Here is a 21,332-nt window from a genome sequence, read left to right as displayed (position 1 = left end):
GCGGGGGGTGCTGGGTGGGTGGGGTCAGAGGCCGGCACTGCTCATTCGCTCCCAGATGCGGACGTAGCCGTTGTGGACTCGGACGGCGGCGCGGCGGGCGGGTGCGGGCATATCGCTGGCGACGACGGCGCGCCAGCGCTGGGCTCGGGCCAGGGCGTCGTCGGCGTCGGCGGGTTGCGGAGCCGGGTAACCGGTTGCCAGGTGTTGGACGACGGGGCAGGCCAGGCCGGCTTGCAGGCCGAGCCACAGGGCCTCGTCGCCGGCGAGGTAGTCCTCGATCAGGTCGCGGCCGCGGGTCGCGCTCGCGGAGACGCCCGGTACCGAGCGCGCGGCCAGGCGGGCGAGTTCGTCGAGGAACGCGCCGCCGCGCTGGGCGCCGATCTGCTCGTAGCGCCGGTGCAGCAGATCGTGCACCGGATCGATACCGCTGACCGCGTGCAACAGCTGCAGCAGTTCGCGCGGGCCGAGTTCCGGCTCATAGCGCAGGGCCGCCAGCGCGCACGACACCCCGTACAAGCCCCAGCGCTGAAGCACCTCGGTGCGCTCGGCCACGTCGGGACCGGCGGCGGGGGCGGTGAACAGTTCCGGCGACAGCGTGAAGTTCGGATCGGTGTTGGCGGCGTGGCGACGCAGCGTGCGCAGATCGTCGTCGCTCGGCGTTCCGGCTCGGGTGCGCACCGCCAGCGCGGAGACCAGCGGCAGGACCGGCACGCCGAGGCCGTAGGCGATCTGGTCGGCAGTCGTGACGGCTTCGGACCACTGGGAACCGATCGCGTCGGCCTTGTTGAGCACCACGATCGTCCGGTCTCGGGGCAGTTCGGCCAGGATCCGGCGGTCGGCGGCCTGCAGCGACGCCGACACCACATACACCACGAGATCGCCGTCGAGTACGGGATCGGGACGGCCCGGCTCGTCCACCGGTTCGGTCTCCACCGCCGACATCAGCGCCAGCGCCTGTAGCAGCGTCGTCTTGCCCGCGCGGGCGCGGCCGGTCACCTGGATGCGCGGCGGGCGACGCCACTCGCTCGCGGCGGCCACGAGCTGGTCGGCGATCTGCGGATCGTGGCCCGCACCGACGCGCAGGCCGGCGATCAGCTGATCGAGTTCGGGTGCGGGACCGCCATGATCGTTCACGCGCCCCGATGCGGTGGGTGTCGACACGAGTAACCCCCTTCCGCCGCGCAATTCTGTCAGAAACGGAACCGGTTGTCGGCATCGACCGCCGAGTTCGCCGGGAATGCGCGCGGGCCTCGCGGCCCGGTCCGCGCGCACCGTGTCAGCGCGAGCGGGCGATGCGCGCGTTGACGGTACGAACGACCCAGTTGGGAGCGTATTTCCCGGCCGCCGCAAGGACTTTGGCCTGTGCGCCGATCGAGTAGTGCACCCGCGGCAGCAGGCCGCGTCGCCGGGTGGCGTGCCAGATCCCTTCGGCCACATCGTCGACGGTCAGCCGCACACCCAATGATCGGGTCGATCCGGTCTGGACCCCCGCGAGCATTCCGGTCGCGACGAACAGCGGCCACACCGCCAGCACTCGGATGTCGTGGCGACGCCACTCCAGGTCGAGGGCCTCGGTGAGGTTGCGCACCGCGGCCTTGCTCGCGCCGTACGTCGCGAGTTCGGCCTGGCCGTAGATCGCCGAGGCCGAGCACAGGTTCACGACCTGCGCCCCGGGCGTATCCCGCAGGTAGGGGAACGCGGCCTGCGTGCCCGCGATGACGCCGCCCAGATTCACCGCCACGATCCGCTGGTGCGCTGCCGAGTCGATGGTTTCGAACGGTCCGGCGCGCAGCACACCGGCGTTGTTCACCAGGACATCCAAACGTCCTGTGCGGGAATGGAATTCGCCCAGCCGCTCGACCCACTGCGCGCCGTCCGTCACGTCCAGCACCCCGACGTCGACGGTGCCCCCGGCCGCCCGGATCTCCCCTGCCAACTCCCGCAGCCCCGCGTCGTCGAGGTCATAGGCGCCGACGTGATACCCGCGCGCGGCGAACAGCAATGCCGTCGCACGTCCGATTCCCGCGGCCGCGCCGGTAACGAAGACCACCGGTTTCTCCATGCGCCGCAGCATATGCGGCCCCGCCCCACCCCCACGCCGAACAGCCCCGCAAACCGCTTCCCGCACCCCATCCCCATTCCCGCACCCATTCCACCGACGCCCGCACCCGCTACACCCGCACCCGCACCCGTCCCGCACGGCCGCATCGTTCCGCCCACATCCGCACCGTTCCACACACCCGCAGCCGTTCCACTCATTCCGCATCCATCTCACGCCCACACCGGAGCAGCCGACAGATGCTGTGTGTCCACTCACATCGACCCTGGTATGGCTATGGCGGGCAGCGGGCGGCAAACGTATCGTCGCAGTTGGGAAGCCTGGGCGGAAGTCGGGAAGGCCCGCCGCACTGTGATGGTTCCCATTGTGGCACAGCACAATTGGCGGGTCATCCGCTGTTTGTGTGGGCGGTGGTCACCTATTCTGGAACGATCGTCCGCCGGTGTGGCGGCGGGGTCGGCCGACCTCGGGATCACGCGCGCTCGCCGCCGGCCGTGGGGACAGTGAGGAGAGTGCGATGACCGTCACCGGCGTCGTCGAAAGAGTCGGCGGCATCGCGATACCCGGCGTCGCCACGCTCGCCGGATTCGTCAGGACCATCGGCCGCATCGATGCGGCCCGCCGGGAGACCGAAGTCGGCGGCGACGCGGACATCCGCGAGACCACCCGCCCCCTGCTGCCGTCGCAGGACCCGTTCCGCCACGCACCCGCCGACCTGGCCGACTACGCCCCCGGCACGATCCTGCGCAGCCGCCCGGTGCAGGTCGCGCTGTTCGGCCTCATCCCGCAGCGAGTCCGTGCCTGGCAACTGCTGTACCGCAGCACCGATTTGCACGGCGACCCCGAAGTCGCCGTCACGACCGTGCTGCTGCCCGCCGACGACGACCCGGGCACCACCGAGCGCCCGCTGCTGGCGTTCCAATCGGCCATCGACGCGGTCTGCGAACAATGTGCGCCGTCCTACGCCCTGCGCCGTGGCGCCTTCGTGCCGGGCTCCATCACGCAATTGGAATATCTGCTGGTCGCCAACGCACTGCGGCGCGGCTGGGCGGTGAGCATCGCCGACCACGGCGGCCCGAGCGGACACTTCGGCGCCCCGCGCGAGCCCGGCTTCCGTTCGCTCGACGGCATCCGCGCGGCCCAGCGCTTCGCACCCCTCGGCCTGCACACCGGCACGCCGGTCGCGGTGTGGGGCTATTCGGGTGGCGGCATGGCCAGTTCGTGGCTGGTGGAGATGGCACCGACCTACGCGCCCGAACTCGATATCGTCGGTGCGGCGATGGGCGCGCCGGTCGGCGATCCCGGCCAGGTCTTCGTACGGCTCAACGGCGGCCGCTACGCCGGTTTCCCGGCCATCGTGATCGCCGCGCTGCGAAAGATCTATCCGGTGCTGGGCCGGATCCTCGACGAACACCTCTCCCCCGAGGGGCAGGAGTTGGTCGACCAGGCGGCCCGGCTGACCCCGCTCGCCGCGCTGCGCGCACTGGCCCGGCACAACGTCTCCGACTACCTGACCCGCCCGCTGGAGGAGATCCTGGCCGAACCGGAAATGCGCGCCGTCTTCGACGACCTGCGCCTGGGCACCGCCGCCCCGCGCTGCCCGGTGCTGGTGACACAGCCGGTGCACGACCGCATCATCCACGCCGACGGCGTCGAGGCCCAACTCGACCGCTACCGCCGCGGCGGCACCACCGTCATCTACCTCCGCGACCGTCTCAGCGACCATTTCTCGCTGCTGCCGCTCTCCACTCCGCTCAGCCTGAACTGGCTCGCCGACCGGATCGCGGGCGTCCCGGTGACGGACACCACATCGCGGACTGTCTGGTCGGTGCTGGCGACTCCGGCAAGCTGGCGGGGCCTGCTCGAAATGGCAGGTACGGCAACACGAGTCGTCCTCGGCCGGCCGCTGCGCCAGCGGTCCGAGCCTGTCCTGCGCCGCACCGACACCTTGGCGGCCTGAATGCAGCGCCACAGCCGTCGGTGCGGTCGATTGCTGCGCTAATCATCGAATACTGGACAATGGACGCCGTGAACGACGCCGCGAACCCCAACGCCGGGAGCGACGGGCCCGTGGGCGGCAGCCTGCGCCACGACGAGGGGCCCCGCGGACGGCGCATCGACACAGCCGGGAGCGACGGGCACCCGACGGGCTCACGCCTGTATCCCCGGGTCACCAGTTTCCGCTCGCGGCGGGGCGCGCTCACCCCGTCCCAGCAGCAGGCGTGGGAGCGGACGTGGCCGCGCATCGGCCGCGAGGTGTCCGACGACCCGCTCGACGCCGCCGCCTGGTTCGGCCGCGAGGCGCCGCTGATCGTGGAGATCGGCTGCGGCACGGGCACCGCCACCGCGGCCATGGCACAGGCCGAACCGCAGTTCGACCTGATCGGCATCGAGGTCTACAAGCCGGGCTTGGCGCAGCTGGTACAGCGTGTCGAGCGCGAGCGCATCGAGAACATCCGGCTGCTGCGCGGCGACGCGGTCGACGTGTTCGAACACATGATTGCCAAAAATTCGCTCACGGGCGTTCGAGTCTTCTTCCCGGATCCGTGGCCCAAGGCGCGGCACCACAAGCGGCGATTGCTGCAGCCGGACACGGTGGCGTTGATCGCCAGGCGCCTGAAGACCGGCGGCGTGTTGCACGTCGCCACCGACCACGCCGGATACGCCGAGCACATCGCCGCGGTGGGCGCCGAAGAACCACAGCTCATCGGCATGAACGAGGCCACCGGCGGGGATCCGGAGCGATTCCGCGCGACCGCGCCGATCGGGTTCGACCGCCCCGTGACCAAGTTCGAAAGCAAGGCACATCGTGCCGGTAGCGCCATCACCGAGCTCATTTGGGGGAAGATCGACTTATGAGCGTGAGCGAGATGGCCCACGAGGTCATGGATGTTGCCGGAATAATGCACGGCACCTCCTCGGAGGGGCACGCGGGCGCACCCGGATCGGGTAATACTTCGGATGTGCGCCGGGTGCTGCTCGTCTGGGACGCCCCGAACCTCGATATGGGCCTGGGCGCGATTCTCGGTGGCCGGCCCACCGCGGCGTACCGGCCGCGCTTCGACGCGCTCGGCAGATGGCTGCTGGCCCGCACCGCCGAGCTGTCGGTGGGCAGCGTGCAGCGCGTCGAGGCGGAGGCGACGGTGTTCACCAACATCGCGCCCGGTACCGCCGATGTGGTCCGCCCGTGGGTGGAGGCGCTGCGCAACGTGGGCTACGCGGTCTTCGCCAAGCCCAAGATCGACGAGGATTCCGACGTCGACAGCGACATGCTGGCGCATATCGAGACGCGCCGCCGCAATGCCGGACTGGCCGGAATCATGGTCGCGTCCGCCGACGGCCAGGCCTTCCGCGAGCCACTCGAGGAGCTCGCGGCGAGCGGAGTTCCGGTGCAGGTGCTGGGATTCCGCGAGCACGCCAGCTGGGCGGTGACGTCCGATATCCTCGAGTTCATCGACCTCGAGGACATCCCGGGTGTGTTCCGCGAACCGCTGCCCCGGGTCTCCCTCGACTCGCTGCCCGAAGAGGGAGCCTGGCTGCAGCCCTTCCGGCCGCTGTCGGCCCTGCTCACCTCCCGCCCCGCTCAAGGAGTCGCTTAGTGTTCACCCGCTGGGGCGACCTGGTCTACAGATTTCGCTTCCTCGTTCTCGCCGCGGTCGTGGCCGCCCTGCTCGCTCTCGGCGGGTTCGGCTTCGGCATCGAGAAACACCTCAGCGCCAGCGGCTGGGACGACCCGACCTCGCAGTCGACGCAGGCCGCGCAGCTGAAGGACGAGGCGTACGGCCGCGACCACACCGGCGACGTGATTCTGCTGTACACCGCGCCGGACGGGAAGACAGTCGACGATCCCGAGTTCAGCCAGAAGATCACCGACAGCCTGATCAACCTGCCGAAGCAATATCCGGATCAGATCGACAAGGTCAACGTCGCGTACTGGCGGGCCACCGGCGGCGCCCAGTGGACGACGACGGGCGTCGCCTCCCCGGACAAGAAGAGCACCTTCGCCACCCTCGCCGTCAAGGGCTCCAACGACACCGAGATGGTGAACAACTTCCGCGAGATCAAGGATGTGTTCGACATCCCCGGCGTGGAGGTCCAGGTCGCGGGCATGCAGGCGGTCTCCGGCACGCTCAACGACACCATGGCGCAGGACCAGAAGCGGATGGAAGTCATCGCCATCCCCGTGGTCGCGGTGCTGTTGTTCTTCATCTTCGGCGGTGTCGTCGCGGCCGCGCTGCCGCTGATCGTCGGCGGCCTGACGGTGCTCGGCGCGAACGGCATCGTCATGGCGATCACGAAGTTCACCGAGGTGAACTCGTTCGTCAGTCCGGTCGTCTCGATGATCGGGCTCGGCCTGGCCATCGATTACGGCCTGTTCATGGTCAGTCGTTTCCGCGAGGAGATGGCCGAGGGGTACACCACCGCCTCGGCGGTTCGGCGCTCGGTGATGACCGCAGGCCGGACGGTCGCGATGTCGGCCACCATGATCATCGCGGCCAGCGCGGGCATGCTGCTGTTCCCGCAGGGCTTCCTCAAGTCGGTCGCGTACGGCACCATCGCGACGGTGCTGCTCGCGGCGCTGACGGCGCTGACCGTGCTGCCCGCACTGCTCGGCATCCTCGGTCGCCGCGTGGACATGCTGGGGCTCAAGTGGTTCCGCAAGACCAAGACCGCCGAGGAGATCGAGAACGGCTTCTGGGGCAAGAGCACGCAGTGGGTGATGAAGCACCCGCTGAAGGTGGCGATCCCGCTGTGCATTCTGTTGCTGCTGTTGATCATTCCGGTCAAGGACCTGAAGTTCGGCGGTATCAGCGAAACCTATCTGCCGCCGGACAATCCGACCCGCGTCGCACAGGAGCAGTTCGACCAGCTGTTCCCGCAGTATCGGTCCAACCCGCTGCAACTGGTCATGGTCACCGACAACCCCAGCGGCATCTACAACATCCTGAAGGAAGCCAACGAGGCGCCGGGGCTGGCGACCAAGTTCAAGACGCCGGATTCGCCGCCGGGCGATTCCAACGTGTGGGCCACGCAGGCGACACTGGTCGATGCCGACACCACGACCGCCGACGAGGCGATCGACTATCTGCGCACGAATATCTCGGTCCCCGACGACATGCAGTTCTTGGTGACCGGGCAGCCGGCCATCCAGAAGGACAGCATCGACGCGCTGCTGTCCCGCATGCCGCTGATGATCGCGCTGGTCGTGCTGGTCACCACGCTGCTGATGTTCCTGACCTTCGGTTCGCTGGTGCTGCCGATCAAGGCCGCGCTGATGAGCGCGCTCGGCCTCGGCTCCACGCTCGGCATTCTGACCTGGATCTTCGTCGACGGGCACGCGGCCGGACTGCTCAATTTCACGCCGCAGCCGATCATGTCGCCCGTGCTCGTGTTGATCATCGCGATCATCTACGGCTTGTCGACCGACTATGAGGTTTTCCTGCTCTCCCGCATGGTCGAAGCGCGCACGATGGGGGCGAGTACCACCGAGGCGGTCCGGATCGGCACCGCCCAGACCGGCCGCATCATCACCGCGGCCGCGCTGATCCTGCTGGTGGTGACGGGCGCGTTCGCGTTCTCCGACCTGGTGATGATGCAGTACATCGCCTACGGCATGATCGCCGCGCTGTTCATCGACGCCACCGTGCTGCGCATGCTGTTGGTGCCGGCGACCATGAAACTGCTCGGTGACGACTGCTGGTGGGCGCCGAAGTGGATGAAGAAGATCCAGCAGAAGATCGGTCTCGGCGAGCCCATTCTCGACGACGAGCGTCCGGGCACCGACGAGCTGGTCGACCTGGTGAAGACCACTCCGGTCACCGATCCGGTGACGCTGCAGATCCCCGTGCTGGCCGACGGCACTCCGGCCAAACCCGCGCGCAAGAAGAAGCCCAAGCGCGCGCGGTTCATCGGCGGTGTGGACGGCGAAGCGCCGACGCAGCGGCTCGGGGAGATACGAACGGAGCCGGGGCGGCCGGGGGATACCGGCAATCTCTCCGGTTCCGATGCGGGGCAGGAGGATTCGGGTAGCGGCTCGGCCGGTGCCACCGCATTGCCGTCCGATTCCACGCCGCAATCGTCCGGTGCCAGGTCGCTGTTGAATCTCGGTACCGAGCAGGACGATTCGGCCGGAGATGCTCCGGACGAGCGCTCCGCGTCGCCGGATTCGGGTACGACGCAACAGAATCCGACCACGCCGCGACAGGAGAGCCGCGGCCCGCAGCCGGGCCCGTTCGCGCCGCAGACCACTCCGCAGACCAACCTGAAACTGCCGCGCGCCATCGAACCCCAGTCGGGCGTAATCGGCGTGACTCCTCGCTCCGAGGGCATGCCGACGACCCCCGTCCGTACGCAGCCCTCCGCGCCGACGCCCCCGGACTCGCCCCGATCCTCCACGGAGACAACGCCATCGAGGCCCGCTGCTCCGACGCCGATTCGGCCGCCGCTTTCCGGGCCGATTCCGGAGCCGCCCTCGGCCTCGGTGCCTTCCGTGTCGACTCCCTCGGTGTCGACTCCCTCCATCTCGACGCCGCAGACGGCGCGGCCTCCGCTGCCGCCACGGACAATCCGGTCGCAGGACCAGACTCGGCCTACCGAACCGGCGAAGCCCGCCGCGCCCGGTGAGCCGACGCAACCCACCGCGCCGGTAGGCACCACACCGCGGGTGCTGCCGCCCCAGCCGAACGTAGCGCCGCATCCCGCCAGCCGCGCGCAACTGTTCCAGTCGAGCCCCGGCCACGAGACCGCTTCGCCGACAAAGGATTCCGCGCCAGCCCAAGAGCAGGCCTATCTCGGAACAGAACAGTCGTTCCCGTCCTCGGAACGGAAGTTCACGGAACCTGAGCAGTCTTCCGCAACGCCGGAACTGCCTTACCGCACGTCCGAAAAGCCCTACGCCGCACGTGAACAGTCGCGCGCCTTCGAGCGGAATTTCACCGCGCCTGAACAGGCTTCTCCGATGTCGGAACAGTCCTACGGCGAGTCCGAAGCGGCGGAAGACGCCTACGGCTCTCCCGGAAACGCTTACACCGCCTCGGAAGACACCTACGACTCACTCGGAAACGCTTCCGCCCAGGAACAGCCGTACCGGCCAGCAGGGGATCCCTACGGTTCGCCCGAGTCGTCGCACACCACACCCGGCAAGCTGTACCCCGCTCCCGAGCGCACCTATAGCCCGACCGACGGCGCTTACGAAGCATCCGAACAGTCCTACGAGACAACCGAAAAGCCCTACGCCGCACCCCAACAGCCCTACAGCCCGCCCGGCACGTCGTTCGCCGATTCCCACCAGGCCTACAGCGCAACCAGCGAGCCCTACCCGGCCCCCAGCCAGGACTACAACGCGGCCGACGAGCCTTACTCACGCCAGCAGAACCAAGGCACCAGCGAGCCCTACCCCGCACCTGAACAGGGCTATGGTTCCGCCGCCGAGCCCGACACCGCCACCGAACAGCGCTACGGTGCCGCCGAGCCCAGCAACGCAACCGAACAGCGATACGGTGCCGCCGGCGAACCCAACACCGCAGCCGAACAGCATTACGGTCCCTCTGGCGAACCCAACATCGCGTCCGAGCAGAGTTCCGGCGCCTTCGGCGAGTCCCGCACCGCCTTCCAACAGGATCATGGGTCTTCCCGCGAGACCTACTCCGCGCCGGCGCAGGACTACGGTGCCTCAGACGAGTCCGACACCACGACCGAGCGTGGGTACCGTTCGGCCGACGAGTCCAGCACCTCGCCTGGGTACGGTGCCTCCAGCGAGGCCTACTCCGCATCCCAGCAGGGATACAGTGCGCCCGGCGCTTACACCGCGCCCGAGCAGTCGTATGCGGCTCCCGAGCACCAGGACTACGGTGTGGCGGACCAGTCCCCCAGCGCGCCAGAGCAATCGGCGAACCCGAGCGAAGCGCCGGACGCCCCTGCCGACAACCCGCCGGACGACTCCGAGCGCAACACCATCGAACGCTGGATGGCCGACCTCCGCTCCTCCCGTCGCCGCCCCGAACACCCGGATCCGGACGAGGGCAAGCACTCCGGCGGCGCGGGCCGCACGGTCAGCGTGAACGAATTGCTCCGCCGCCAGAACCGGGACTGAACCCCGCCGCGATGACGCCCCGTCCATCCGTCGCCACGCGTACGGTCCCCGGAGGTACCCGCAAGTCCAGAACCCTTGCCTTGCGGGCACTTCCATCCAGGCTCAGCATGCCAGCGGGCGATCACTCCACGCGATCGTTATCGGTCCGGCCGTGCGATCGCGGGCCGTCACCACACGGGCTCAGCGCGAATCACATTGTGGGTCAAGGCGATTAGTTCGATGCTGCTCGCCGTTCGGCCGCGTCGAAGGCCGGAGTGAGAGGCATGAGGGCGGAACGTAAGAGATCAGCGAGCGACCCGGATACCACCACCAGACTGCCGCTCGCGGGCTGAACCCACTGTTCAAGGGCGACGCGGATGGCAGCAGCGACCCCGGCCGCCAATACGCGAGAGGTGAGGCCGGTGGGGTCGTCGAGCCGGGTGGCTATTACGGCGGTCAGCGGTTCGGTGATCACGGTGGTGGTTCGGAGGAAGGCTTCGCGTAGGGCGGGGGTGCGGGTGATCAGGAGTAGTGCCTCCCGGGCGGTGTCGGCGGGGGCGGTGTACTGCTCCACGATCACTTCGATAACGGCCTCGGCAAGGGGGACCTCGGGCGGGCGGGCGGCAACGGCTGCCGCGACTCGTTCCTCGCGTTCGGCGGTGACGGCCGCGACGATCGCCTGTTCGCGGCTGGAGAAGTAGTTGTTGTAGGTGCGCGGCGAGACACCGGCCGCCTCGGCGATGTCGTCCACGCGCACATTGTCCGGTCCGCGTTCCATGGCCAGCCGCAGTGCCGCCGCGCGCAGTGCCTCGCGCGTGGCCTGCTTCTTCCGTTCACGCAACCCCCATCCGCATCAGAAGGGACAGCGCACATGCGCGGCAAAGGAATGACCTACGACACCGGCTTCGTGCGCGCGGGCAGGATTTCCAGAACGGACTGGAATCCCGAGACCGTCGCACGCGAACTCACCATCATCCGAGATGACTTGCACTGCAACGCCGTTCAGATCATCGGCGGCGACCCGGAGCGGCTGGAACTGGCCGCCCGCCACGCCGCCGAACTCGGTCTGGAGGTCTGGTTCTCGCCGTACCCACTGGATCTGACGCCCGAGGAGATCCGAGCCTTGTTCATCGACTGCGCGGAGCGAGCAGAACGCCTGCGGCAGCGGGGAACCCAAGTGGTGTTCGTCGCCGGAGTCGAGCTGACCATCATGAACAAGGGCTGGCTACCTGGCGCGAATGTGGATGAGCGCCTGCGCCTCCTGCTGGCCGACCCCGACGGCCGAGCCGAGCGGCTCGCGGGCGTGAGCGCCCGTCTGGACGACTTCTTCGCCACGGCCCTGCCCGCCGTGCGAGAACACTTCCGGGGCCGAATCACTTACTGCGCCATACAGTTCGAGCGAATCGACTGGACACCGTTCGACTTCGTATCGCTCGAGCTCATTCGCTCCGCCGAGGTCGCGGATCGGTTCCGCGAGGGCGTGCGCGATCTCGTCGCCCAGGGAAAGCCGGTCGCCATCACCGGCTTCGGCACGGCGACCTGGCACGGCGCGGGCGACGTCGCACCACGCAGCATGGAGATCGTCGAATACGACCCCGAGACCGGCGACCCCGTCAGGCTGAACAGCGAGTACACCCGGGACGAGACCGGGCAGGCCACGTATCTGAGCGAACTACTGGAGATCTTCGACTCCGAGGGCGTCGACAGCACCTTCGTCTTCCTGTTCGCGCTGTACAACTACCCGCACCGCGCCGACCCCCGCACCGATCTGGACCTCGCCAGCCTGGGCATCGTGAAGGTCCTCGAGAACGGCCGCGGCCACACCTACCCGGACATGCCCTGGGAACCCAAGCGCGCCTTCACCACAATCGCCGAGCACTACGGCCGCGAACTACCGGCCATCCACACGTAGCACCGATGTCAGACCACGTCTGCAAGGTGGGTTACCCGAGCTGGTCGCGGCGACGGCTCAGGTAGGCGGTCTCCGCGGTGTTGCCCGCCAGCTCGATCGCTTTGCCGTACGCCGCGCGCGACTGCCGACTGCGGCCCAACCGGCGCAGCAGGTCGGCCCGGGTGGCGTGGTAGGCGTGGTATCCGGCCAGCTTGTCCTCGAGGCGGTCCACGGCGGCCAACGCGACCTCCGGCCCGTCCAGTTCGGCGAGGGCGATGGCCCGGTTGAGGGCGACGACCGGGGAGGCGTCGAGGCGGACGAGCTGGTCGTAGAGGGCGAGGACCTGCGACCAGTCGGTGTCGCGGACGTCGCGGGCGGAGGTGTGCACGGCGTTGATCGCGGCGAGAATCTGATAGCGGCCGGGAGCCACTCCGGCAGCCAGACGCTCGCGCACCAGCTGGTGCCCTTCGGCGATCAGCGCCTTGTCCCAGGCGCCGCGGTCCTGCTCGTCGAGGGCGACCAGTTCGCCGCCGGCCGAGACCCGGGCGGTGCGGCGGGCCTCGATCAGGAGCATCAGCGCCAGCAGCCCGGCGACCTCACCGTCCTCGGGCAGGAGGGCGCGGATCAGGCGGGTGAGCCGGATCGCCTCGGTGGTCAGGTCCTGCCGTACGGGCTCGGTGTCGGAACCGGTCGCCAGATAGCCCTCGTTGAAGACGAGAAACAGCACGCTGAGCACGCCGGTGACCCGCGCCGGGAGATCCTCGGCGGACGGCATCCGATAGGGGATGCGGGCCGCCGAGATCTTGGCCTTGGCACGCGTGATCCGTTGCCCCACAGCGCTTTCGGTCGCCAGAAAGGCTCGTGCGATCTCGGGCACGGTCAGACCGCCGACCATGCGCAACGTGAGCGCCAAGCGAGCTTCCATTGCCAGCGCCGGGTGGCAGCAGGTGAAGATCAGCCGGAGCCGGTCGTCGTCGATGGCGCCCAGCGGCTCGGGTGGGGTGTCGTCGTACACGATCCGAGCCTCCTTGTGCTTGTCGTCGCGCTTGTTCTCGCGCCGGATCCGGTCGATGGCCTTGCGGTTGGCGGTGGTGGTCAGCCAGGCGCCGGGGTTGGGCGGTATGCCGTCGCCCGGCCACCGCTCGACGGCGGTCGCGAACGCCTCGGCCGTTGCCTCCTCTGCGATGTCGAGATCGCCGAAGCGCCTGGTCAGGCTGGCGACCACCCGGGCCCACTCGTCGTGGTGGGCACGGGTGATCGCCTCCTCGATATCGTTCACTGAAACGGCCGCACCTCGATCTTGCGATCGCAGACCTTCGACGCTTCGGCGGCGAGCGCGAGCGCCACGTCCAGATCGGGGGCCTCCCACACCCAGACACCGGCGAGGTATTCCTTCGACTCCACGAACGGCCCGTCGCTGAACACCGCCTGCTCGCCCCGGTTATCGATGACCGTGGCCGTGTCGGTGTCCGCAAGCCCGCCCGCGAAAACCCAATAGCCCTCGGCCATCAGTCGCTCGTTGAACTCGCTGATCGCGGGCTGCCGGTCCGTGCTGCCGGGATTGCTCTTGTCGTCGATGACGGAAACCAGATACCGCATGTGCAGATCATCTCCTGCTCGTCGAGGTGGTGTGGTCTATCGGTCGGCAACCGCGCCCTGGTCCTTCCGGGGCTGCGGCCCGACACCCTCGGGAATCTTGCCGTGCACGTGCGGGATGTACACGAGCTTCTGCGTCCGGCCGTCGAGCACCGTCGACTCGACCAATTCCAGATCCAACTCCGCTCCGCCGTGCAGCAGGCCCGCGTCGCCGGCGCGGCCCGAGACGGCGGGGAACATGATGACCTCGAGCCGGTCGACGAGGCCGGCGGCGAGCAGAGCTCGGTTCAGCGCGATGCTGCCGTGCGAACGCATCGGAACGTCCGTGGTGCGCTTCAGGCGCTCGATCGCGGTCACCGCGTCCTCGTTGAGAACCGTCGAATTCTGCCATCCGAGCGGCTCCTCGAGCGTGCTGGAGAACACGATCTTCGGCAGTTCGTTCAGGCTCTGGTAATACGGCTCGTCGAACGCGGTCACGAAGTGCCGGAACTGCCGGAACGTCGTCGCGCCGAAGACGAGCACCTGGTCCTGCGCGAAGGTGCGCACCCGGTCCTCGACGACCTCGGGCCCTTCCTTCCCCCAGTATCCGGGCCAGCCCTTCGCCATGCCGTAGCCGTCGAGGCTGCAGAAGAAGTCGACAGTGAATGTGGTGCTCATGGTGCTCTCCCTGGTTCGCGCCGCCCCCGCTGGGCGGCCTCACTACTGCTACGAACACCACCACCCCGATCCGACACCTCTCCCAGATTTTTCTTCGTCCGCAACAGTTGGGTCCGCGTGTGTTCGTACTTCCAGCACGTGTACCCGTAGAAACGTACGAGTGCCCATCGGTGGATCGAGTCGGCGTCGAGGGCGTAGATGCTCGGACCGATATGGGTCACAAGGGATTGGATCGGGATCAGGTCGTTGAATCCTTCGGCGCGGCGAAGTAGTTGCAGAACCGCCACCAGATAGTCCGCAATCTGCGTGTGTTTGCTCGGTGGATTGTCGGCCTCTGCGATCGCGGAGCGGCTCGCGGAGTCGAGGTAGTGGTAGAGCTGCAGCACGGCGCAGTGATGGTCTCGGTCCGGGTCGAGCGCCGCTGCCCGCGGCGCCAATGCCTGGGTGGCATGGCGGATGGTCTGCAGCGTCTGCGCACAAGACGATGCCCGCCGCAACTGGCGGACGAGGATGAGTAGTTCCCGTTCCAACTTGGCAGACATGACAATGCTCCCCGCAGGTTCTACCCGGCTCGTGGCCGGTCGGGCGGAGCTGCCTCCGCACACAGTTGCAACGTCCGCAGCGGTTGTTCGACCGGTCGGACCTGTTGTAGCAGTTCGCCCTGCCGCCTCCACCATCGTCCGCGCTGAGGTTCGCCCGAGGCGCTCAACGCGTCACCCAGGCACAGCATGGCGTCCGCGTTCGCGTTCTGCGCGCCCGTGTCCAGAATGCGGAAGGCTTCGTCCGGGTCGTGCCGCCACAGCAGCTGAGCCAGGCCGACCACCGCGTCGGAGCAGCCCTTTTCGTAGGCGCTGCGGAACCAATGCTCGGCTTGCTCGAGATCGGACCGGGCGGCCAGCTGTTGCCCGAACAAGCACATGGCCTCCGGGAGACCGGACACAGCCGCGGCGCGGGAATGGTATTCCGCGGTCACATTGTCACCGCGCCGCAATGCGGCGACCGCGAGTCCCCAGTGCCCCAGCGGATATCCCTGGGAATCACCGGATTTGGCCACCCTGGTGAACTCGCGGGCGGCGAGATCCGATTCTCCGCTCTGCAGCGCCAGTGCCCCGACCGCCACCAGGGCTTCGCAAGCCGGGAGCGGGATGGGCGCGAGGGTGAACGGAATGTCCGCGAGGATCAGACGAGAAGCGAGGTTCCCGTCCCTCGCGGCCTTGCGGTAATACCGCAACGCGCCGCGGATATCGCCCGCGTTGTGCAGCATCACACCGCACTGCATGGCCGTGAACGGCTTCCACCGATGACGCTTCGCATGCTGTTCGATCGGACCCGAAAGATCTTTTGCGGTCAGCAAAAGCATTGCCAGCGAACGAATCTCATTGAGGTTCAGGTCCTGTGACCATATGCCCCGCGGCGACCTCGTACCATTCGCCACCTCGATGACCATTCGGCGCGGGTCGGGCCCCGGCATGAACAGCCCGCGTAGTGACTCCGTGGTGAGAGTCGCGTCGGGATCCTCGAAGGTGAGCGTCAGGGCGTAATCGTCGCTGAGCGCGTACTCGATCTCGGGCTGTTCCTCCGCGACCATCCATGGGATCAGATCGGGATGGGAGTCGCCGCGGACCGCATCCGCAATCCCCCTGGCGGTGTCCCCATAGAACCACTGACGAATGAACATCAAATCTCCCTCCGCCAAGCGAACACTCGATCACCCACCCGAACCGCCAGACGCACAAATTCGACATTCGCCGCCACGCCGGATACTCGAATCCTAGGTGTGAGTGGGGATGCCGTACCTCTTCCGGGATTCGCTAGCCGGGGAGGGTGGGGGTGCGGCTGCGGGTGACGGCGGCTCGGATCTCGGCGGCTACCAGTTCGGGTGCCTCGAGCATCGGGACGTGTCCTACGCCGGGAAGTGTTTTCGATTCGATGGGTGGAGTGGTGGTTGGGGCGCTGTGCAATCGCGGTGGTAGCACGTGGTCGTGCTCGCAGTACAGGATGGTGACCGGGACGGAGATCTCGTCCAATTTGGTGAAACCTGTTGTGAGGGCAGGGTCTTCGGCGAGATCTTCGACAATGTCGCAGTAGGCGGGGGCGGTGGCGACGGTGGTGGCGAGGCGGTGCGGCACGGCGGCGGGCCGGTGGGCCAGCAGCGGAATCACCAGGCTGCGGGCCATGGAGCGGGGCCTGCCCGTGCCGACTCCGATCACCGGGGCGAAGGCGCGGTACTTGCCGAGCAGCCGGGAGGCGGTCCGCGCCCCCTCCTCCCACATTCCGCCCGGCGCGATGGCGGTCACCGAGCGGGCTCGGCCGCGCGCCGCCAATTCCAGGGCCAGCCAGCCGCCCAGCGAGTTGCCGACCAGATGTGCTGTGCGCCAGCCTGTTTCGTCCATGGCCTGCTCGACGGCATCGGCCAAGGCGGCGAAGGTGGCGGGGCGGCGCAGCGCGGGGGCGCTCCGATGTCCGGGCAGCGTGAGTGCGAAAACCTCGTGGTCGCCGGACAATTCGTCGAGAACCGCGCCCCACGACTCCCACGTGAGCAGGAGACCGTGCAACAGCAGCAGCGGTTCGCCCTGTCCGGCACGGTATTGCGGCTCCGGTTCGGTCGCGCCCGCCACGCCATCGGCCATGGCCCGACCTTACCCGCCGGTCAGAAACCCGACATCAGGCGCCGCCACTGCGCGCCGAACGGCTGTTTGGCCGTGACGGACCCGAACCGCAGCCGCCCGCTGACGACCAGATGCAACGGCCCGATCGGCGGACCGGTACGCACCTTGTTGTTCGCGCTGGAACCGATGAGGTCCAGGCCGTTGAGATCCACCGTGGCCTCCGCGGGCACGATCAGGTTGAGCGAACTGCAGAAATCGTCCACCCGCAACTCCACCACCTGGGTAGACATGATCGCCTGCGTGAAATCCAAAGTGACGCCGGACAATTGGTTGTTCAGGTAGAGCACCGGCGGCACCTGCCATCGCCCCTTGCGGGTGATGCCCGACAGCCGGGACCGAATCCTGTCGCCGGAGGAGGCTCCCGCCACCGGACGGGCCGCGCCGAACGAGGGCGCCTTCGCATGCGGCGGCGAAGCCGGCTGTGGCTGACCCGCCATCCGGATACCGGGCAGATCGACCAGCACGGCGTTCAGCTCGCCGCGCGTCTTGGCGGCCAGCGCGGTATCCATTCGCTCGGTGAACTCACCCAGCGACAGCATGCCCAGGCCCACGGCCCGCTGAAGCAGCATCCCGACGTGCTCGCGCTCGGCATCGGACACTCGCAGGTCGCGGTCGCCCACCGCGCCGCCGGGCTCCGGCGCCGATCGCGTCCCAGGAGCCGAAACCGTCTCACCACCCATGCCGTCGAGGGTACCGACGGCAGCGTTCCCGCACATCAGGGCAATCCCTGATGTCGAATGCGCCTTCCGGAGCGCCTGCGGCCTACTCCAGGCCCTGCTCGATCGCGTACCGGGTCAGCTCCACGCGGTTGGCCAGCTGGAGTTTGCGCAGCGTGGCCTGGACGTGGTTCTCGACGGTGCGGTGACTCAGGCCCAGCCGAGTGGCGATCTGCTTGGCCGACAAGCCCTTGGCGACCATGCGCAGCACCTCGGTCTCGCGGTCGGTCAGGGCCGGGCGGTGCGGTTCGTCGCGGTCGGGGGGCGCGCTGGCGATGCGGCGGTACTCGCCGAGGACCAGACCGGCCAGGCCCGGCGTGAACACCGCCTGCCCGGCGGCGGTCGCGTGCACCGCCGCGACAAGTTCGGCCGCCGAGGCGCTCTTGACCAGGTAACCCGTGGCGCCCGCCTTGATCGCGTCCAGCACGTCGCCGCGTTCGGCCGAGGCGGAGAGCACCAGCACCCGGCTGTGCGGCGACACCCGCAGTATTTCTGTGGTGGCCTGAGCGCCGTTGCCGTCGGGGAGTTGCATGTCCATCAGCACCACCGTGGGGCGCACGGCCGCGGCGCGTCGGGTCGCCGACCCGACACCGTCGGCGGTGGCCGCCACGTGGAATCCGGCCTCGGTGAGATCGCGCGAGACGCCGTCGCGCCACATCGGATGGTCGTCCACCACCATCACCGAAATACCTTCGGCGGCATCATCTTCCGTTCGTTCGCCAGCGCGGTCCTCGTCCGGCGCAGCGTCTCCGGTCATGATCGTCTCCTTTCCGGCCGGTCGCCCGCACCAGTCCGATCTTTCGCACCGGCCCCGATCCTCCGCACCTCCGTACCAGCGCCGGTCGCCCACACCGGTCCGGTCTCCCCCGCCGGCCGTGCCACCGCTACTCGTTGCGGGGGCCGGATATCCGCGCCCTCTACTTCCGCCACGACGGCGCTCACCATCCGGCACCGGCGGTACGGGGCACCCGGAACTCCCATTCCGCGCCCTCGTCCGTAGTGAGCAGTTCCGCCTCGCCGCCCAGAGCCTCGATGCGGCCGACGATGGAGCGCGCCACACCCATTCGACCCTCGGCGGCCGCGTCGGCGAGCCGCCCGGGGGCGATGCCCGGACCGTCGTCACGAATGCTCACCACCAGAGCATCACCCATATCCTCCAGCAGCACATACGCTTTGGCGTCGGTTCCGGCGTGCAGTGCGGTGTTCGACAGTGCAGCCGCCACGGCCGCGGCGATTTCCCGGGCGGTCCATTCGCCGATTCGCACCGGGTCGCCGGGTGTGGAGACGAAGACCGACGGAGACGCCTGCGCGGTCAGCCGAGGGCGCAGATCGACGTGGGTGCTACTGGATTCGGAGCGCGCGCCCTGCTCGGAGATCAAGACCCGCAGGGCCACCTCCTGTTCCCCGGCCCGCTGCGCCAGTTCGGCTGTGCCGCCGCCGATCTCGCTGCCGCGACGCTTGATGTAACTGAGCACCTGGAGCACACCGTCGTGCACCTCCCGCGCCAGCCGCTCGCGCTCCTGCGCCGCCGCCGTCAGTCGCATCGCGGCCTCCAGTTGGCGCTGCGCTCGGCGCGCGGTACTGGCCGCGAGGCCGATCGCCAGCCCGACCGATACCAGCACCGGCGCGGTGGCGTCGTTCCACAGATCCAGTTCCCACTGCTCCCGAACGGCGACACTCACCGCCGAGACCAGCACCCCGGACAGCACACCGCCGACCGGACCCCACCGGATGGCCGCCGACATCACCGCGTTCGCGGCCCACAGCGTGGTGGGCAGCGTCTGGTGCCCGTGATACCAGTCGTAGTCGGCGACCAGCCGGGTCGAGGCCATCAACGCGATCACCACCGCGTGGTCCCCGACCACAACCGCGGTGTGCCGCCGCGCCGATTCGGGATCGGCCCACTGCGACAACAGGATTGCCGACACCACCGACCAGACCACCAGTACCCCGATGAGCAGCCAGCTCAGCCCGGGCTCCCGATACGAATCCACCGAAGCGATCTGCTGCCCCACCGCATACAACACCGTGACCAGCCGAAACGCCTGCGCCGCCCGCCACAGCGGAGCCGTCGCCGCAGCATCGTCCGCGCGCCCAGCGGCCATCATCGCCCTCCCGCCGCACCGCGCCCGCCCCGGCGCCACGGACGACCGACGCCCGTGAAAACCGTTGCGGCCGCGATAAGTTCGGTCCGCGCCAGGGTCGACATCGTCGCCCGCGACTCAGCTGTCGCCCGCATCGTCGGTCTTCTCCCGCTCCTCCGTGGCCGCCGCTCCGGCTCCGCCCCCGGGCGCGGGCAGGGAGTAGCGGCCCTCGTCCGGCGTATCGGGTTCGGCGTGGAACATCGGCTCGTCGGGTTCGCCGGTGTTGAGGTCCTGATACAGCTCCTCCGGAGTGTCCGCCAGCAGCGATCGGACGGCCGTATTGAGTACGGCGACGAACGGCACGGCCAGCAGCCCGCCCGCGATGCCCGCCAGCACCACACCGGCGGTGATCGCCAGCACCACGGCCAGCGGATGGATCCGGACCGCCCGGCCCAGCAGCAACGGTTGCAGCACATGGCTTTCCAGTTGCATCACCGCGATCGTGATGCCGAGCACGATCAGGGCGGTGACCAGACCCTTGGTCATCAGCGCCAGGAACACCGCCACCGAACCGGCCAGCACCGAACCGACGATCGGGATGAACGCGCCGATGAACACCAGCGAGGCCAGCGGCAGCGCCAGCGGCACGTTGAGGATCCCCAGCCCGGCCCCGATGCCGATGGCGTCCACGCCCGCCACCACCACGGTGGCCCGCACGAACCCGATCAGCGTCCCGAAGCCCAACTGCCCGGCTTTGCGCACCCGCTGCCGCTGCTCGGTCGGAATGACCCGGGTGACGAAATGCCAGATCTGATCGCCGCCGTAGAGGAAGAAGATGGTGATGAACAGCGTCAGGAAGATGCCGGTGAGGAATTCCCCGATCGCCGCCGCGGTGGTCAGCGCGCCGCTGGTGAGCGAATCCTGATTGGATTCCAGCGTTTTGATGATGGTGTTGCCCGCATTGCGGATCTGGTCGTTGCTCAGGTGCATCGGACCGTTGATCAGCCAGTCCTGAATGGTATGGATGCTGGTCTTGAATTCGTCGGTCAACTGCGGCAGGCCGTTGACGAACTGCTCGATGACAAAGGTGAAGACCCCCGCCAGCAACCCGAGCGACCCGATCAGCGCGACGAGCACCGCGACGGAGCGGGGCAGCCCCATCCGCTGCATCCAATCCACCACCGGCGACAGCAGCGCCGCCAGCAACAGCGCGATCGCCAGCGGAATCACCACCGTGGTCAGCCGATGCGCCAGATAGGCCACGGCCAGCACCGCGACCAGAATGATCAGCAACCGCCAGGACCATTCGGCGGCCTCCCGCACCAGCGGATGCACCGCCTCCGCGGCGCGCCGAGCGGACCGTTCCCGAACCGCCGCTCCCCCGCCGCCACTCACCGCCGGAGCCGAGGCGCCCCCGGCCGTATCCGCACCGTCGTCGCGGCTGCTCCCCACGTCACTCACGCCGCGAGCCTAACCGCACCGGCCGCTACCGGCACGTGTGCGCGCGGGACCGCACCGGCGCGAAACGCCGGATCGATGGCACGAATTCACCGTCCGGGTGCACGTTCGGCCGAGTACGAGCCTCTACC

General features: G+C 68.5%; 18 protein-coding genes. 5 read left to right on the top strand and 13 right to left on the bottom strand.

Annotation, left to right across the window (positions count from 1 at the left end):
- Nucleotides 1–24: 24 nt before the first annotated feature.
- On the bottom strand, nt 25–1,161 hold the full coding sequence (locus QH470_RS21360) for a GTPase domain-containing protein (protein WP_280274120.1): 1,137 nt from the start codon (nt 1,159–1,161) through the stop codon (nt 25–27).
- Between the two features lie 115 nt (nt 1,162–1,276).
- A complete protein-coding gene (locus QH470_RS21355) occupies nt 1,277–2,062 on the bottom strand; it encodes an SDR family oxidoreductase (protein WP_280274119.1) in 786 nt (261 codons plus the stop codon).
- 514 nt (nt 2,063–2,576) lie between these two features.
- Here QH470_RS21355 and QH470_RS21350 point away from each other — a divergent pair.
- Genes QH470_RS21350 through QH470_RS21335 form a run of 4 tightly spaced genes read left to right on the top strand, consistent with a single transcriptional unit; the run spans nt 2,577 to nt 10,151 of the window.
- On the top strand, nt 2,577–4,019 hold the full coding sequence (locus tag QH470_RS21350) for a lipase family protein (RefSeq protein WP_280274118.1): 1,443 nt from the start codon (nt 2,577–2,579) through the stop codon (nt 4,017–4,019).
- A gap of 59 nt (nt 4,020–4,078) precedes the next feature.
- Nucleotides 4,079–4,918 carry a tRNA (guanosine(46)-N7)-methyltransferase TrmB gene (gene trmB / locus QH470_RS21345; RefSeq protein WP_425302731.1) on the top strand — a complete coding sequence of 280 codons (840 nt, stop codon included), beginning with the start codon at nt 4,079–4,081 and terminating at the stop codon, nt 4,916–4,918.
- Nucleotides 4,915–5,658, top strand: a complete 744-nt coding sequence (locus QH470_RS21340; protein WP_280274117.1) for an NYN domain-containing protein — start codon at nt 4,915–4,917, stop codon at nt 5,656–5,658. Before trmB ends, QH470_RS21340 begins: the two co-directional genes overlap by 4 nt.
- Entirely contained in the window at nt 5,658–10,151 is a 4,494-nt protein-coding gene (locus tag QH470_RS21335; RefSeq protein WP_280274116.1) for an MMPL family transporter, read from the top strand. Before QH470_RS21340 ends, QH470_RS21335 begins: the two co-directional genes overlap by 1 nt.
- A 211-nt stretch (nt 10,152–10,362) precedes the next feature.
- Here the strand turns inward: QH470_RS21335 and QH470_RS21330 are convergent, their stop codons facing one another.
- The gene (locus QH470_RS21330) at nt 10,363–10,971 is read right to left on the bottom strand and encodes a TetR/AcrR family transcriptional regulator (protein ID WP_280274115.1); all 609 of its coding nucleotides are present in this window, start codon (nt 10,969–10,971) and stop codon (nt 10,363–10,365) included.
- A 30-nt stretch (nt 10,972–11,001) separates the two neighbouring features.
- Here QH470_RS21330 and QH470_RS21325 point away from each other — a divergent pair, with 30 nt between their 5' ends.
- The gene (locus QH470_RS21325; protein ID WP_280274114.1) at nt 11,002–12,042 is read left to right on the top strand and encodes an alpha/beta hydrolase family protein; all 1,041 of its coding nucleotides are present in this window, start codon (nt 11,002–11,004) and stop codon (nt 12,040–12,042) included.
- Between the two features lie 31 nt (nt 12,043–12,073).
- On the opposite strand, the gene QH470_RS21320 is transcribed toward QH470_RS21325, so the two are convergent.
- From QH470_RS21320 to QH470_RS21275, 10 genes are all read right to left on the bottom strand, one after another.
- Nucleotides 12,074–13,300: an RNA polymerase sigma factor gene (locus QH470_RS21320; protein ID WP_280274113.1), complete on the bottom strand. Its 1,227-nt coding sequence runs from the start codon at nt 13,298–13,300 to the stop codon at nt 12,074–12,076.
- Nucleotides 13,297–13,620 (bottom strand): YciI family protein, encoded by a 324-nt coding sequence (locus QH470_RS21315; RefSeq protein WP_280274112.1) that lies wholly within the window; start codon nt 13,618–13,620, stop codon nt 13,297–13,299. The genes QH470_RS21320 and QH470_RS21315 overlap by 4 nt, the downstream gene beginning before the upstream one ends.
- A gap of 36 nt (nt 13,621–13,656) precedes the next feature.
- Entirely contained in the window at nt 13,657–14,274 is a 618-nt protein-coding gene (locus QH470_RS21310) for a dihydrofolate reductase family protein (RefSeq protein WP_280274111.1), read from the bottom strand.
- Nucleotides 14,271–14,816 carry a hypothetical protein gene (locus QH470_RS21305; RefSeq protein ID WP_280274110.1) on the bottom strand — a complete coding sequence of 182 codons (546 nt, stop codon included), beginning with the start codon at nt 14,814–14,816 and terminating at the stop codon, nt 14,271–14,273. Before QH470_RS21305 ends, QH470_RS21310 begins: the two co-directional genes overlap by 4 nt.
- Nucleotides 14,817–14,836: 20 nt before the next feature.
- Nucleotides 14,837–15,952 carry an SEL1-like repeat protein gene (locus QH470_RS21300; protein WP_280274109.1) on the bottom strand — a complete coding sequence of 372 codons (1,116 nt, stop codon included), beginning with the start codon at nt 15,950–15,952 and terminating at the stop codon, nt 14,837–14,839.
- 133 nt (nt 15,953–16,085) lie between these two features.
- On the bottom strand, nt 16,086–16,904 hold the full coding sequence (locus QH470_RS21295) for an alpha/beta fold hydrolase (RefSeq protein WP_280274108.1): 819 nt from the start codon (nt 16,902–16,904) through the stop codon (nt 16,086–16,088).
- A gap of 20 nt (nt 16,905–16,924) precedes the next feature.
- Nucleotides 16,925–17,623, bottom strand: coding sequence for a DUF1707 SHOCT-like domain-containing protein (locus tag QH470_RS21290; RefSeq protein WP_280274107.1), 699 nt, complete (start codon nt 17,621–17,623; stop codon nt 16,925–16,927).
- A gap of 82 nt (nt 17,624–17,705) precedes the next feature.
- On the bottom strand, nt 17,706–18,338 hold the full coding sequence (locus QH470_RS21285) for a response regulator (RefSeq protein ID WP_280274128.1): 633 nt from the start codon (nt 18,336–18,338) through the stop codon (nt 17,706–17,708).
- Nucleotides 18,339–18,597: 259 nt separating this feature from the next.
- Nucleotides 18,598–19,764: a MacS family sensor histidine kinase gene (gene macS, locus QH470_RS21280; RefSeq protein ID WP_280274127.1), complete on the bottom strand. Its 1,167-nt coding sequence runs from the start codon at nt 19,762–19,764 to the stop codon at nt 18,598–18,600.
- 117 nt (nt 19,765–19,881) lie between these two features.
- Nucleotides 19,882–21,138 (bottom strand): AI-2E family transporter, encoded by a 1,257-nt coding sequence (locus QH470_RS21275; RefSeq protein ID WP_425302735.1) that lies wholly within the window; start codon nt 21,136–21,138, stop codon nt 19,882–19,884.
- Nucleotides 21,139–21,332 lie beyond the last annotated feature (194 nt).

This window comes from Nocardia wallacei, from assembly GCF_029868745.1.
GTDB lineage: Bacteria > Actinomycetota > Actinomycetes > Mycobacteriales > Mycobacteriaceae > Nocardia > Nocardia wallacei_B.
The sequence above is the reverse complement of the archived record's forward strand: the minus strand, read 5'-3'. Positions and strand labels throughout refer to the sequence as shown.

Excerpts from the sequence above, each read along its gene's own strand:
- QH470_RS21355 (WP_280274119.1), bottom strand. The coding sequence starts at position 2,062 with ATGGAGAAACCGGTGGTCTTCGTTACCGGCGCGGCCGCGGGAATCGGA.
- QH470_RS21350 (WP_280274118.1), top strand. The coding sequence starts at position 2,577 with ATGACCGTCACCGGCGTCGTCGAAAGAGTCGGCGGCATCGCGATACCC.
- trmB (WP_425302731.1), top strand. The coding sequence starts at position 4,079 with ATGGACGCCGTGAACGACGCCGCGAACCCCAACGCCGGGAGCGACGGG.
- QH470_RS21340 (WP_280274117.1), top strand. The coding sequence starts at position 4,915 with ATGAGCGTGAGCGAGATGGCCCACGAGGTCATGGATGTTGCCGGAATA.
- QH470_RS21325 (WP_280274114.1), top strand. The coding sequence starts at position 11,002 with ATGCGCGGCAAAGGAATGACCTACGACACCGGCTTCGTGCGCGCGGGC.
- QH470_RS21315 (WP_280274112.1), bottom strand. The coding sequence starts at position 13,620 with ATGCGGTATCTGGTTTCCGTCATCGACGACAAGAGCAATCCCGGCAGC.
- QH470_RS21310 (WP_280274111.1), bottom strand. The coding sequence starts at position 14,274 with ATGAGCACCACATTCACTGTCGACTTCTTCTGCAGCCTCGACGGCTAC.
- QH470_RS21305 (WP_280274110.1), bottom strand. The coding sequence starts at position 14,816 with ATGTCTGCCAAGTTGGAACGGGAACTACTCATCCTCGTCCGCCAGTTG.
- QH470_RS21300 (WP_280274109.1), bottom strand. The coding sequence starts at position 15,952 with ATGTTCATTCGTCAGTGGTTCTATGGGGACACCGCCAGGGGGATTGCG.
- QH470_RS21295 (WP_280274108.1), bottom strand. The coding sequence starts at position 16,904 with ATGGCCGATGGCGTGGCGGGCGCGACCGAACCGGAGCCGCAATACCGT.
- QH470_RS21290 (WP_280274107.1), bottom strand. The coding sequence starts at position 17,623 with ATGGGTGGTGAGACGGTTTCGGCTCCTGGGACGCGATCGGCGCCGGAG.
- QH470_RS21285 (WP_280274128.1), bottom strand. The coding sequence starts at position 18,338 with ATGGTGGTGGACGACCATCCGATGTGGCGCGACGGCGTCTCGCGCGAT.
- macS (WP_280274127.1), bottom strand. The coding sequence starts at position 19,764 with ATGGCCGCTGGGCGCGCGGACGATGCTGCGGCGACGGCTCCGCTGTGG.